Origin of the sequence: Streptomyces huiliensis (assembly GCF_020037025.1) — a bacterium.
Lineage (GTDB): Bacteria > Actinomycetota > Actinomycetes > Streptomycetales > Streptomycetaceae > Streptomyces > Streptomyces huiliensis.
The window spans coordinates 1-13,427 of sequence record NZ_JAIQLH010000215.1 but is presented as its reverse complement, the minus strand read 5'-3'; the positions used below and the strand labels follow the sequence as shown (position 1 = coordinate 13,427).

Below are 13,427 nucleotides of genomic sequence, written 5' to 3'. Positions count from 1 at the left end.
CACCCTGGAGTGGGACCGCAGGCGCAGCGCCCCGCAGTGCGCCGTCCCGACGGCCGGCGCGGCGGCCGTGGCCGGCACGTACCGGGTCGAGGTGAAGATCGGCGGCGTCGTCGACCGCGGGCAGTTCGTCCTGGACAAGGGCTGAGTGCCGGGCGCCGCGTTCGCAGGGTGTGGAATTCGCAGCGTGTGGAAAGGGGGTCCCGGCCGGGACCCCCTTTCCTGTGGCGTTCTCTCCTGTGGCGTTCGGCCCTTACACGTACCGTTCGAGGATCGACGACTCGGCCAGGCGGGACAGCCCCTCGCGGACCGAGCGGGCGCGGGCCTCGCCGACGCCCTCCACGGCCTGGAGGTCGTCCACGCTCGCGGCCAGCAGCTTCTGCAGTCCGCCGAAGTGCTCCACCAGCCGCTCGATGATCGCGCCCGGCAGCCGGGGCACCTTGGCCAGCAGGCGGTAGCCGCGCGGCGAGACGGCCGAGTCCAGCGTCTCCGGCGAGCCGCTGTAGCCCAGGGCCCGGGCCACGATGGGCAGTTCGAGGAGCTCGGTGTGGGTGAGCGAGTCGAGCTCGGTGAGTGCCTCGGGCACCGTGCGGGTGCGCTTGGCGGTCGGCTCGGGGACGTAGTCCCGGACGACCAGGTCGCGCTCCGGCTCCACGCCCGCGATCAGCTCGTCGAGCTGGAGGGAGAGCAGCCGGCCGTCGGTGCCCAGCTCGACCACGTACTCCGCGATCTCCGTGGCGATGCGCCGCACCATCTCCAGGCGCTGCGAGACCGCCGTGACGTCCCGGACCGTGACCAGGTCCTCGATCTCCAGGGCGGAGAGCGTGCCGGCCACCTCGTCCAGGCGGAGCTTGTACCGCTCCAGGGTGGCCAGCGCCTGGTTGGCGCGGGACAGGATCGCCCCGGACTCCTCCAGCACGCGCCGCTCCCCGTCCACGTACAGCGCGATCAGCCGCATGGACTGGCTCACGGAGACGACGGGGAAGCCGCACTGGATGGAGACCCGCTGCGCCGTGCGGTGCCGGGTGCCGGTCTCCTCCGTGGGGATCGACGCGTCCGGGACGAGCTGTACGCCCGCCCGGACGATCTTGGTGATGTCCTTGTCGAGGATCAGCGCCCCGTCGAGCTTGCACAGCTCGCGGAGTCTGGTCGCGGTGAACTCCACGTCGAGGACGAAACCGCCGGTGCACATCGAGTCGACGGTCTTGTCCATGCCGAGGACGATGAGCCCGCCCGTATTGCCGCGAAGAACGCGCTCAAGGCCGTCGCGCAGGGCCGTGCCGGGCGCGACGGCGCTCAGCGAAGCGCGCATCAGCCCGTCGGCATGGGAGCCACCGGAGCCGCCCCCGGCCCTGCCGGGGCCCGATGCCCGGTCGTTGGCTGCCACTGCACTCCTCCGGTCGCATGGTCAACGGTGGCCGCGGGCCGCCCCCGCGCCCCCGTTTCCGGTCGCGTGCTGGGGGAGGGCGGGACCAGGGCAAAGTCTACTGGCGTCGAGCCGATTGAAGAGGGGCGTCCTCCGGCCGGGCCCGCGGCGGAGCCTGCCCGTCCTCGTCGGGGGCCGCCGCCCGGCGCCTCCCGCGCGGGAGTACCCGCAGCGCATCGGCTATGTCGGCGACCTCGAGCACCCGCATCCCGGCGGGCACCTTGCCCGGATCCGACGGCACCAGGGCGTGCGTGAAACCGAGCCGGTGCGCCTCCGCCAGCCGGCGCTGGACGCCCGTGACCCGTCTGACCTCGCCCGCGAGCCCGACCTCGCCGATCGCCACCAGGTTCTTCGGCAGCGGGGTGTCGCTCGCGGCGCTGGCCAGGGCCAGGGCGACGGCCAGGTCGGCGGCCGGCTCGGAGAGTTTCACGCCGCCGACCGTCGCGCTGTAGATGTCCCGCTTGCCCAGGGCGCTGATGCGGCCCCGCTGTTCGAGCACCGCCAGCATCATCGAGACCCGGGAGGTCTCCAGGCCCGAGGTGGTGCGGCGGGGCGACGGGATCTGGGAGTCCACCGTGAGCGCCTGCACCTCGGCCACCAGCGGGCGGCGGCCCTCCAGGGTGACCGTCAGACAGGTGCCCGGCACCGGCTCGGCGCGGCGGGTCAGGAACAGGCCGCTGGGGTCGGCCAGGCCGACGATGCCCTCGTCGTGCAGCTCGAAGCAGCCGACCTCGTCCGTCGCCCCGTAGCGGTTCTTCACGCCCCGGACCAGGCGCAGCCGGGCGTGCCGGTCGCCCTCGAAGTGCAGCACGACGTCCACCAGGTGCTCCAGCAGCCGCGGCCCGGCGATCGCGCCGTCCTTTGTCACGTGGCCGACGAGGAGCGTCGACATCCCGCGCTCCTTCGAGGCGCGGATGAGTGCGCCGGCCACCTCGCGCACCTGCGCCATGCCGCCGGGGGCGCCGTCGATCTCCGGGGAGGCGACGGTCTGCACGGAGTCGAGGATCAGCAGCGACGGCTTGACGGAGTCCAGGTGGGCGAGGACGGCCGACAGGTCCGTCTCGGCCGCCAGGTACAGGTGCTCCGAGAGGGCGCCGATGCGGTCGGCGCGCAGCCGCACCTGGCTCGCCGACTCCTCGCCCGTCACGTACAGCGTCCGGTGCTCGTCGGACGCCGACTTCGCCGCGACGTCCAGCAGCAGCGTCGACTTGCCCACGCCCGGCTCGCCCGCCAGCAGCACCACGGCGCCCGGCACGAGGCCGCCGCCCAGCACCCGGTCGAGCTCCGGGACGCCCGTGCCGCGCGCGGTGGCCCGCCGGCCGTCCACCTGGCCGATGGGCAGCGCGGCGGACGTGACCCGCCCGGGCGCGGTCGTCCGCACGGCGGGCGCGCCGTACTCCTCGACCGTGCCCCACGCCTGGCACTCCGGACAGCGGCCGAGCCACTTCGCGGTGGTCCAGCCGCACTCGGTGCAGCGGTAGGAGGGCCGGTCCTTGGCGGACGAACGAGAGGTACGGGCAGCCATGCGAGTCACCGTAGCGGCAACCACTGACAACGCTCCGGCGCTTCGCTGTCCGGAGTGGGAGTGACGGGGTGTGTTTCACGGGCCGCGGGCGGACGCGGGCGGGGCGTGGGCGGGCCGTTCCGGCGGACGCGGGCGGGGGTGGCGGGCCGGCGGGCGTGCCGGGCACGTCCCGCTTCTCCGTTCGCGGGGGCGTGCGGGCCGACTGGCGGTACTGCTCCGCCTCCGGCGCCGCCATCGCCGCCGCCGGGGCGCGGCGGGGGTCGGCGGGCCGTCCGGGCTCGTCCTGCGCCGTCCCTGCTCGTACGGCGAGCCGGTTCGCGGGGCCGTCCCGGGAGGCAAACCGTCCTGGTTGGCTGTGGCCCATGGTCCGTGGCCTGGAGGTGGAGGCCATCCCACGTCGCCCCCCGTGCCCGCCGCCTTCCGTAATCCGTGACACCCGCCGGAACCGGCTCGCGTCGTACGCGCCCGGCGCGGCCCGCCGGCCCCGCGCACCCCTGCCGCCCCGGCGTGCCCCGGCGCGCTCCGCGCCGTCGAGGCGCCCGGAACGTACCGATACAGCGGCCCTTCTCAGGATGAGCTCCCCCGTACGGGGTAAACCCGGCTGAGCGTCGCGAAGCGCCCATCCGGGTCCCCCTACGGTCGCCGGAATGATGACGAGCAGGTACGAGCAGCCCCCGCATGCCCCCGGCGGGTCGCGGCCGCCCCACCGCGCGGCGGCCGCCCCGCGACCCTCGGTCGTCACGCCCGCCCCCGACGACCCACCACCACCCGTGGCGCCGCACGTTCACCTCGCCCGGGCGACCCCCCACCTCGACGGCCTCTACACCTACTGCCTCTTCCTCCTCCACGAGCCCGACATGGCCACCTGCGCCCTCGCCGAGGCCCTCTCCCTCGCCGAACGCCGCGCCGACCGCACCCCGCCCGGTCCGCCGCGGCCCTGGCTGTACGCCCTGGCCCGCTGGGCCTGCCGGCGGCGCCTGGCCGCCGGGCCGGCGGGGGCTTTCGGGCCGGGGGAGGCGCCCAGGGCGGCGGGGCCCGCCGGGCCCCGCGCCCGCCCCCTCCCCTTCCGCCACGCCGAGACCGATCCACTGGCCTGGCCGGAGGCGGCCGGCACCGACGCGGTGCAGCGCGAGGCGCTGGAGCTGTCCGTGCGCCACGGCCTGCCGTCCCACGACGTCGCCACCGTGCTGCGGCTCGACCCCGACACGACACGGGCCCTGCTCGCCGGCGCCGCCTGCGAGGTCGAACGCACCCGCACGGCGCTCGCCGTCGTCGCCGCCGGCCGCTGCCGGGCCGTCGCCCGCTTCGCCGTCGGCGGGGACACCGGGGCGCCGCTCGGCCCGGCCGTCCGCCGCGCGCTCGTCCGGCACGTGGATGACTGCGCCGACTGCCGACGCACGGCCGAAAGGGTCACCGCGGACGAGCCCTGGCCCGGCACCGCCGCCCCGCGCGCCGAACTCCCGCTCCTGAAAGCCCCGCTCACGGCCCTCCAGGCGGCCTTGCGGCACGCCCGCGCCACCCGCCCGGGCAGCCCGCGCTACGACCGCGAGGGCTATCCGCTGCCGCCCGCGGACCGGTCGGGCCGCCGCAGCCGGCTGCGCCACCGGGCCGTCACCACGACCGTCGTGGCGACGGTCGCCGCCGCGCCCGCCCTGGCGCTGTGGGCCGCCTGCCGGGAGACGCCCTCGGGCGGCCGGCCCGGCGCGGGAACCGGAGAGGGCGCCGTCACGGCCGAAGAGGCGCCCACCGACGACCCCACGCGCCCCTCCCGCGCTCCCGTTCCCGATCCGGGGGACGAAGAGCGGGCGGGGGACCGCGAGGAAACCCGTGTCGTCGGGGACAGCCGCGGCGACGGTGACTCCCGTGCCGCCAGTGACTCTCATGCCGTGGAAGAAAGCCGTGCCACGGGCGAATCCGATGTCCTCGGCGACCTCGGCGACCTCGGCGACGCGCGAGATGGCGACGTCGCCGGTGACCTCAGCGGTACGGCCGCCGACCTCCGCGGCGGGGGCGAGTCTCCCGGCCCCGGAAGGTCCGGCCGCACCGGCTCCTCAGGTACCACCGGGCTCCCGGCTCGCAGCAGCCTCTCCGGTCCCCCTGCTCAACCCGCCGATTCCCCCGGCCCGGGCGTCACCGACACCCCAACCGTCTTCGCCACCCCCACCCCGCGCCCCATCCCGCATCCGGCCGCCGCACGCACCTCCGCACCCCCGACCTCGGCACCACCGGACGCTTCTCACCCCGGACCGTGGCCCACCGCCTTCCCCCCGGCCCCTCAAACGCCTCCCGGCACCCGCGGCTCCTACACCCCCCGCACCCCACCCGACCTGTGGCCGGGTTTCGGGCGGCTGACCGTGGCCGCACAGCCGAGCGGCTCCGACACGCTCGTCACCGTCACGGCCGTCGGCGGAGAGGTGCACTGGGCGGCGACGCCCGGCGCGGCCTGGCTGCGCCTCGGCCGGACGGGCGGCGTGCTGCTGCCCGGCCGTTCCCTGACCTTCACGGTCGCCACCGACCCCGACCGGGAACCGGCCGGCCCCTGGCGGACCCAGGTCCGCCTGGCGCCGGGCCCCGCCACCGTGCCGGTCGACGGCCCGGGACGGCTCCGGCGGACCGAGGCCACATGACACCGAGGCCACGTGGCACCGAGACCACGAGTCCGTTCCGCTGCCAGGACGCCCATCGCCGCCGCGCCTCGCCCTGGCGTCGGCGTCCGTCCGGCGGCGGAAACCGCCCCGCGCGGGAGAGCAGGCCCCGGCCCCGGCCCGGCCTCGGCGTCACGCGTCACACGTCACGCCTCACGCGTCACCGGGCCCGCTACGCCACCGGATCCGCCGGATGCGGCGCCATCGGCAGCAGCGAAGCCATCCGCTCCTCGCACAGCTCCACCAGCCGCGCGTACCCCTTCTTCCCCATCAGTTCCATCAGCTCCGCCCGATAGCTGACGTACACCGGCTCGCCGGCACCGTGCGCCGAGCGCGCGGAGGTGCACCACCAGTGGAGGTCGTGACCGCCGGGGCCCCAGCCCCGCCGGTCGTACTCGCCGATCGTGACCTGGAGGATCTGGGTGTCGTCGGGCCGGTCGATCCAGTCGTACGTCCGCCGGACCGGCAGCTGCCAGCACACGTCGGGCTTGGTCTCCAGCGGCTCCCGGCCCTCCTTCAGGGCGAGGATGTGCAGCGCGCAGCCGGCACCGCCCGCGAAGCCGGGCCGGTTCTGGAAGATGCAGGAGCCGTTCCACCGGCGCGTCTGCCGCTCACCGTCCTCGTCGAGCTGCGTCCAGCCGTCCGCCGAGGTGCCCTCGCCGTGGAACTGCCACATGTCGGGGGTGAGCCGCGCCACGTGGCCGGCCACCCGCCGTTCGTCGTCCTCGTCGGAGAAGTGCGCGCCCAGCGTGCAGCAGCCGTCGTCCGCCCGGCCCGCCTTGATGCCCTGGCAGCCGCTGCCGAAGACACAGGTCCACCGGGACGTGAGCCAGGTCAGATCGCAGCGGAAGACCTGTTCGTCGTCGGCCGGGTCCGGGAACTCGACCCAGGCACGGGCGAAGTCGAGCCCGACCTCGTCGGGCGCGCTCTGCTGCTTGGCGGGCTTCGCCTTCTTCGTCTTTGCCACACCTCAAGCCTATGTGTCCCCACCGGTCCCAGTAGCGTGCTCGACATGAGACTCGGTGTCCTGGACGTGGGATCGAACACGGTCCACCTGCTGGTGGTGGACGCGCACCCCGGCGCCCGCCCGCTGCCCGCCCACTCGCACAAGGCCGAGCTGCGCCTCGCGGAACTGCTCGACGGCTCCGGGGCCGTCACCGACGCCGGTGTCGACCGTCTCGTGGACGTCGTCCGGGACGCGCTCCAGGCGGCCGAGGACAAGGGCGTCGAGGAGGTCCTCCCGTTCGCCACCTCCGCCGTCCGCGAGGCGCCCAACGCGGACGACGTCCTCGCCCGCGTCCACGAGGAGACCGGCGTCCGGCTGTCGGTGCTCAGCGGCGAGGAGGAGGCGCGGCTCACCTTCCTCGCCGTCCGCCGCTGGTTCGGCTGGTCGTCCGGCAAGCTGCTGGTCCTCGACATCGGCGGCGGCTCCCTGGAGATCGCCTACGGGCAGGACGAGGACCCCGACGCCGCCGTCTCCCTCCCCCTCGGCGCCGGCCGCCTCACCGCGTCCCGGCTCCCCGACCCGCTCCCCGACCCCGAGGACGTCCGGGCGCTGCGCCGCCACGTCCGCGCGGAGATCGCCCGGACGGTCGGCGAGTTCGCCCGGCTGGGCGCCCCCGACCACGCGGTCGCCACCTCCAAGACCTTCAAGCAGCTCGCCCGCATCGCCGGCGCCCCGGGCTCCGGCGCCGGCCTCCTCGCGCAGCGCACCCTCACCCGCAAGGCGCTGGAGGACTGGGTTCCGCGGCTGGCGGGGATGACCCCCGAACAGCGGGCCGCCCTGCCCGGCGTCTCGGCGGGCCGGGCCCCGCAGCTGCTGGCCGGGGCGCTGGTCGCGGAGGCCGCGATGGACCTGTTCGGGACGGACGAGGTCGAGCTCTGCCCCTGGGCGCTGCGGGAGGGCGTCATCCTGCGGCGGCTGGACCACTTGCCCGCCGTGTGACGGTTGGACCACCTGCCCGCCGTGTGAGGGTGGACCACCTGCCCGCCGTGTGAGGGTGGACCACCTGCCCGCCGTGTGAGGGTGGACCACCTGCCCGCCGTGTGACGGGCGGTCGTACGCTGTCCTTCGTGACAGAGCCAGTGGTGCGCATCCCGGATGCCAAGGTCGCCCTGTCCACGGCGTCGGTCTACCCGGAGTCCACGGCGACGGCCTTCGAGATCGCCGCCCGGCTGGGCTACGACGGCGTCGAGGTCATGGTCTGGACCGATCCGGTCAGCCAGGACATCGACGCCCTGCGCAGGCTCTCCGACTACCACCGGATGCCCATCCTCGCCGTCCACGCGCCCTGTCTGCTGATCACCCAGCGCGTCTGGTCCACCGACCCCTGGGTCAAGCTCCAGCGGGCGAAGGCCGCAGCGGAACGGCTCGGCGCGACCACGGTCGTCGTCCACCCGCCGTTCCGCTGGCAGCGCTCCTACGCCCGCGACTTCGTGCGGGGGATCTGGCGGATGGCCGACGAGACGGACGTCCGCTTCGCCGTGGAGAACATGTATCCCTGGCGCTACCGGGACCGCGAACTGCTCGCCTACGCGCCCGACTGGGACGTCGCCAACGACGACTACCGGCACTTCACCGTCGACCTCTCGCACACGGCGACGGCCCGGACGGAGGCGATGGACATGATCGCCCGAATGGGTGACCGGCTCGCGCACGTCCACCTCGCCGACGGCAACGGCTCGAACAAGGACGAGCACCTCGTCCCGGGGCGCGGCAAGCAGCCCTGCGCCGAGCTGCTGGAGCGGCTGGCCGTCAGCGGCTTCGACGGCCACATCGTGGTCGAGGTCAACACCCGGCGGGCCATGTCGGCCGCCGAGCGGGAGGCGGACCTGGCGGAGGCGCTGGCCTTCACCCGGCTGCACCTCGCGTCCCCGACGGGAGTGGCCCGGCCGTGACGCCCGCCGAGCCGCCGTCCCCGCCCCGGCGGCGAGGCCGCCCGCCCAGGGCGGAGACCGGGAACGGGCCGGGCGCCCGCGAGCGCATCGTGGCCGCCGCCCGCGCGGAGTTCGCCGAGCGCGGCTACGACAAGGCGTCCATCCGCGCCATCGCCAGGGGCGCGGACGTCGACCCCGCCCTCGTCCACCACTACTTCGGCCCCAAGGAGCAGGTGTTCGCGGCGGCCGTCGAGGTCGCCTTCGCGCCCGCCCTGCCCGCGCCGGACGTGCTGCTGGCGGGCGACCGGGAGCACGCGGGCGAACGCATCACCCGCTTCATCCTCGGCGTCTGGGAGAACCCCGTCACCCGTGAGCCGGTGCTCGCCATCCTCCGCTCGGCCGTCGTCAACGAGACGGCGGCGACGGTCTTCCGCGACCTCGTCACGCAGCGGCTGATGCTGCGGATCGCCGGGGGGCTGGACATCCCGGACGCCCAGTTGCGTTCGGAGATCGCGGCGGCGCATCTGGTGGGGGTGGTGATGCTGCGGCATGTGATCAAGGTGGAGCCGTTGGCGTCGGCGGATTTCGACGCGGTGGTGCGGATGGTGGCGCCGGCGGTGCAGCGGCATTTGGAGGGGGGTTAGGCCCCAGTCCCGCCCCTTCGCCGTTTCCTGGGGCTGCGCCCCAGACCCCCTGATCGCGGCTTCGCCGCTCGTCCTCAAGCGCCGGCCGGGCTGATATAGCCGGTCCGGCGTTTGAGGACAGGGGGTGCCCCCTCTGGGGGAGCCCGTAGGGCGCTTCGGGGGTGCGGGGGCGTAGCCCCAATGCAAGAGACGGAGAAAGGGCGGGACCGGGGCCTATCTCACATCCCGGAAACCGTGTCCGGATCACGGATCCCGCGGCGTACCCTCGACACCACACCACGACGAGCGGAGCGAACATGCCCGAGCTGAGGTCCCGTACCGTCACCCACGGCCGCAACATGGCGGGCGCCCGAGCCCTTCTGCGCGCCGCGGGTGTAGCGCGCGAGGACTTCGGCAAGCCGATCATCGCGGTGGCGAACAGCTTCACGGAGTTCGTGCCGGGCCACACCCACCTCCAGCCGGTCGGCCGGATCGTCTCGGAGGCGATCAAGGCGGCGGGCGGCGTGCCGCGTGAGTTCAACACCATCGCGGTGGACGACGGCATCGCCATGGGCCACGGCGGCATGCTCTACTCCCTCCCCTCCCGCGACCTGATCGCCGACTCGGTCGAGTACATGACCGAGGCGCACTGCGCGGACGCGCTGATCTGCATCTCCAACTGCGACAAGATCACGCCGGGCATGCTGATGGCCGCCCTCCGCCTGAACATCCCGACCGTCTTCGTCTCCGGCGGTCCCATGGAGGCCGGCAAGACGACGCTCGTCGACGGCACGGTCCGCACCAACCTCGACCTGATCAGCGCCATGTCGGAGGCCGTCTCCGAGTCCGTCTCGGACGAGGACCTGGCCCGCATCGAGGAGGCCGCCTGTCCCACCTGCGGCTCCTGTTCCGGCATGTTCACCGCCAACTCCATGAACTGCCTGGTCGAGGCGCTCGGCCTGGGCCTCCCCGGCAACGGTTCGGTCCTCGCCACGCACACCGCCCGCAAGGAGCTGTACGAGGCCGCGGGCCGCACGGTCGTCGAGATCACCCGCCGCTGGTACGAGCAGGACGACGCGACGGTCCTGCCGCGCTCCGTCGCCTCCCTCGCCGCCTTCGAGAACGCGATGGCCCTCGACGTCGCCATGGGCGGTTCCACCAACACCGTCCTCCACCTGCTCGCCGCCGCCCAGGAGGCCGGGCTCGACTTCGACATGGCGCACATCGACGCCGTCTCGCGCCGCGTCCCCTGCGTCTGCAAGGTCGCGCCCAACGGCTCGTACCACATGGAGGACGTGCACAGGGCCGGCGGCATCCCCGCCATCCTCGGCGAGCTGCACCGCGCCGGTCACCTGCACGAGGACGTGCACAGCGTGCACGCCGACTCGCTCGCCGAGTGGCTCAAGCGCTGGGACGTGCGCGGCGGTTCGCCCGCCCCCGAGGCGGTCGAGATGTTCCACGCCGCTCCCGGCTGCGTCCGCTCCGCCGAGGCGTTCTCGCAGTCGGAACGCTGGGAGTCGCTCGACCTCGACGCCGCGAACGGCTGCATCCGCGACACGGCCCACGCCTACTCCGCCGACGGCGGCCTCGCCGTCCTGTACGGCAACCTCGCCGAGGACGGCTGCGTCGTGAAGACCGCCGGCGTCGACGAGTCGATCTGGACGTTCGAGGGCCCGGCGGTCGTCGTCGAGTCCCAGGAGGAGGCGGTGGACGCCATCCTCACCAAGCGCGTCAAGGAGGGCGACGTGGTCGTCGTCCGCTACGAGGGCCCCAAGGGCGGCCCCGGCATGCAGGAGATGCTCTACCCCACCTCCTTCCTCAAGGGCCGTGGCCTGGGCGCCAAGTGCGCGCTGATCACCGACGGCCGCTTCTCCGGCGGCACCTCGGGCCTGAGCATCGGCCACGCCTCGCCCGAGGCCGCGTCCGGCGGCACGATCGCGCTCGTCGAGGACGGCGACCGCATCCGCATCGACATCCCGTCCCGGAGCATCGAGCTCCTCGTGCCGGACGAGGAGCTGGCGGCCCGCCGCGCGGCCCTCGGCGGCGTCTACGCGCCCCGGAACCGCGAGCGCAAGGTCTCGCAGGCGCTGCGCGCGTACGCGGCGATGGCGACCAGCGCGGACAAGGGCGCGGTGCGGGACGTCTCCAAGCTGGGCTGACGTATCCGGTGGCCGCGCACCCGGGTGATCCGCCTCGACGGCGGGACATAGGGGATGGCGGCCGGGCAACAAGTTCATTCATGGCACCGAGTGGACTTGATCAGAACCGAACGGACAGCTCCCCTTTCCGGCCCTTCCGGCGGCCGCGCCCCCGGGCCGCGCTGCTGGCCGCCTGCGGCGCCGCGACGGCCGCCCTGCTCCTCACCGGGTGCGGGGACGACGGCGGGGACGGCGGGAAGACCGCCTCCCCGTCGGCCGGCACCTCGCCGTCCGGCTCCGGGGCGCCGACGGTGACGGGCCCGTCCCCCGCCACGGAACGGCCGCTCACCAGCGACCAGGCCGAGCGCAAGGCGCTGGTCCCGGCCGCGAAGACCGACTGGGAGCAGGCCGCCCGGGCCGCGACGGGCGACGTCGCGGGCAGCAAGCTCCTGGCCGTCGAGCTGAAGCGCGCCCCGGACGGCGGGCCCGAGTGGCACGCCGAGGTCGCGACGGCCGACGGAACAGCCCACTCCGTCGTCGTCGACGGCGTCACCGGCAAGGTCACGAAGTCGGCCGCCGACGCCGACCAGGACGCCGACGACAAACGGGAACGCGCCGACCACCTCAAGGCCGCCCGCGTCACCCCGCAGGACGCCGCCACGACGGCCACCGGCCGCAAGAAGGGGACGATCACCACGCTCGAACTGGAGACGAGCGACGAGAAGACCGGCGGAGGCAAGAAGCTGATCTGGAAGGTCGACGTCGTGACCACGAACGACTGGAACAAGACCACGTACGACATCGACGCCACCGACCGGGCGGTCCTCAGGGAACACGTCGACCGCGACTGACCGCCCGGCCGGCACATCCCGGGCCGCACTCCCCGGCCGGTACTTCCGTACCCCCCAAGCGCGAGGCGTCTCAGCGCCAGTGCTCCGGCTCCCGCCCGTTCAGCGCGAACACCGTCCCGTCGGGCGCGGAGCCGTACACCTTCCCGCGCGCCGCCACCGGCGGCGGCAGCACCCCCGGGAAGCCCTGCCCGGCCTTGGCCAGCCGCGGCTTCGTCTGCCCGAGCAGCTCGCCCCCGAGCGCGTCCACCGCTATCAGCCGGCCGTCCGCCGCCGAGAAGTACACCCGGCGGTGGTCGGCCACCAGCGCCGACGCGTTGGCCACCGACGTCTCCGTCCGCCACAGCTGGAGCCCCCGCTCGGTGTCCACCGAGGTCAGCCCGCCGTCGTTGGACAGGACGTAGACGCTGTCCCGCCGCGACACCGTGCTCGCCGCGAGTACCGGCGCGCTCAGCAGCACCCGCCGCTCCCGCCGCGCCGCCGGGTCGTACCGCACCACGGCGGAGACCCGGTTGTCCGAGTCGGCGGCGGTCAGGTAGAGCCCGCCGTCCCACCGGGCACCGACGACCGACAGGCTGCCGTTCGCCGTCCACTGCCACAGCGTCTTGCCGGTGATCGGGTCCACGGCGACGACCCGGGTGGACCGCCCGCTGTCCGACGGCGTGACGGCGTAGGCGGGACCGGTGCCGTAGGAGGAGAAGACCGGGGTGCGGAAGCCCGGGACGCCGTGCCGCCACCGCTGCCTGTGCGTCCGTGCGTCCAGCGCGGTGACCGTGCCGTCCTCGTCGACCAGCAGGACCGTGTCCTCGGCGAAGTAGATCCGCCCCTTGTACCGCGACACGTCCCCGGCCCAGCGCTGCGCACCCGAGGCGGCGTCGAGGGCGAGCAGCCGGCGCCCGTCGGCGGACGGGACGTGCACCAGGCCGCCGACGACGACCGGGGCGGCCGGCGGCGTTTCCGGCCGTCGGCCCGTCTCGTCGCGCCGCCACGTCACCGTGCCGTCGTAGCTGTTGATGCGGACGGCCAGGAGCCCGGGGGCGGAGCAGTACAGCGCGCCCTCGGAGTGGTCGCAGAAGGCCGGACGGGCCTCACCGCGCTTCCCGGGCGGCTTCCCCGGCAGCGGGACCTGCCACGGCTGCCAGACGGTGCTCGCGGAGGTGGCCCGGGTCTGCAGCGGCTCGTCCTCGGTGTCGGCCTGCCGTACGGCCCAGCCGGCGCCCACGCCCAGCGCGACCGTCGCCAGCGCCCCCACCGCGAACCACGCGACGCGCCGCCACCGCGGCCGGGCCGCCGGAACCGTCTCGTCCGCACCGCGGCCCGCACTCTGGGCCGGGAGCCGCGCGGGGTG

10 protein-coding genes are annotated in these 13,427 nt (G+C 74.6%); 6 read left to right on the top strand and 4 right to left on the bottom strand.

Translation table 11 applies throughout. The annotated features are described in order from the left end of the window. Positions 1 to 250: 250 nt before the first annotated feature. Together disA and radA are read right to left on the bottom strand one after the other, a co-directional pair. The gene (gene disA / locus JNW98_RS28255) at positions 251 to 1,384 is read right to left on the bottom strand and encodes a DNA integrity scanning diadenylate cyclase DisA (RefSeq protein ID WP_223771145.1); all 1,134 of its coding nucleotides are present in this window, start codon (positions 1,382 to 1,384) and stop codon (positions 251 to 253) included. A 97-nt stretch (positions 1,385 to 1,481) separates the two neighbouring features. Continuing rightward, a complete protein-coding gene (gene radA / locus JNW98_RS28250) occupies positions 1,482 to 2,948 on the bottom strand; it encodes a DNA repair protein RadA (RefSeq protein WP_223771144.1) in 1,467 nt (488 codons plus the stop codon). A gap of 647 nt (positions 2,949 to 3,595) precedes the next feature. Between radA and JNW98_RS28245 the strand changes: the two genes are divergently transcribed. Further along, the gene (locus JNW98_RS28245) at positions 3,596 to 5,575 is read left to right on the top strand and encodes a sigma-70 family RNA polymerase sigma factor (protein WP_223771143.1); all 1,980 of its coding nucleotides are present in this window, start codon (positions 3,596 to 3,598) and stop codon (positions 5,573 to 5,575) included. Between the two features lie 190 nt (positions 5,576 to 5,765). Here the strand turns inward: JNW98_RS28245 and JNW98_RS28240 are convergent, their stop codons facing one another. Continuing rightward, a complete protein-coding gene (locus JNW98_RS28240) occupies positions 5,766 to 6,560 on the bottom strand; it encodes a DUF3109 family protein (RefSeq protein ID WP_223771142.1) in 795 nt (264 codons plus the stop codon). A 45-nt stretch (positions 6,561 to 6,605) separates the two neighbouring features. On the opposite strand from JNW98_RS28240, the gene JNW98_RS28235 reads away from it, so the two are divergent. From JNW98_RS28235 to JNW98_RS28215, 5 genes are all read left to right on the top strand, one after another. Next, positions 6,606 to 7,538: a Ppx/GppA family phosphatase gene (locus tag JNW98_RS28235; RefSeq protein ID WP_223771141.1), complete on the top strand. Its 933-nt coding sequence runs from the start codon at positions 6,606 to 6,608 to the stop codon at positions 7,536 to 7,538. A gap of 128 nt (positions 7,539 to 7,666) precedes the next feature. Further along, positions 7,667 to 8,491 carry a sugar phosphate isomerase/epimerase family protein gene (locus tag JNW98_RS28230; protein WP_223771140.1) on the top strand — a complete coding sequence of 275 codons (825 nt, stop codon included), beginning with the start codon at positions 7,667 to 7,669 and terminating at the stop codon, positions 8,489 to 8,491. Then, entirely contained in the window at positions 8,488 to 9,114 is a 627-nt protein-coding gene (locus JNW98_RS28225) for a TetR/AcrR family transcriptional regulator (RefSeq protein ID WP_223771139.1), read from the top strand. Before JNW98_RS28230 ends, JNW98_RS28225 begins: the two co-directional genes overlap by 4 nt. Positions 9,115 to 9,410: 296 nt before the next feature. After that, positions 9,411 to 11,252 (top strand): dihydroxy-acid dehydratase, encoded by a 1,842-nt coding sequence (gene ilvD / locus JNW98_RS28220; RefSeq protein WP_223771138.1) that lies wholly within the window; start codon positions 9,411 to 9,413, stop codon positions 11,250 to 11,252. An 80-nt stretch (positions 11,253 to 11,332) separates the two neighbouring features. Next, on the top strand, positions 11,333 to 12,082 hold the full coding sequence (locus JNW98_RS28215) for a PepSY domain-containing protein (RefSeq protein ID WP_223771137.1): 750 nt from the start codon (positions 11,333 to 11,335) through the stop codon (positions 12,080 to 12,082). A 70-nt stretch (positions 12,083 to 12,152) separates the two neighbouring features. Here the strand turns inward: JNW98_RS28215 and JNW98_RS28210 are convergent. Next, positions 12,153 to 13,427 (bottom strand): PQQ-binding-like beta-propeller repeat protein (locus JNW98_RS28210; protein WP_223771136.1); only part of this gene is annotated, 1,275 nt, incomplete at its 5' end.

Bases quoted from the DNA above. Each gene is read 5' to 3' on its own strand.
- radA (WP_223771144.1), bottom strand. From the start codon at position 2,948: ATGGCTGCCCGTACCTCTCGTTCGTCCGCCAAGGACCGGCCCTCCTAC.
- JNW98_RS28245 (WP_223771143.1), top strand. From the start codon at position 3,596: ATGATGACGAGCAGGTACGAGCAGCCCCCGCATGCCCCCGGCGGGTCG.
- JNW98_RS28235 (WP_223771141.1), top strand. From the start codon at position 6,606: ATGAGACTCGGTGTCCTGGACGTGGGATCGAACACGGTCCACCTGCTG.
- ilvD (WP_223771138.1), top strand. From the start codon at position 9,411: ATGCCCGAGCTGAGGTCCCGTACCGTCACCCACGGCCGCAACATGGCG.
- JNW98_RS28215 (WP_223771137.1), top strand. From the start codon at position 11,333: ATGGCACCGAGTGGACTTGATCAGAACCGAACGGACAGCTCCCCTTTC.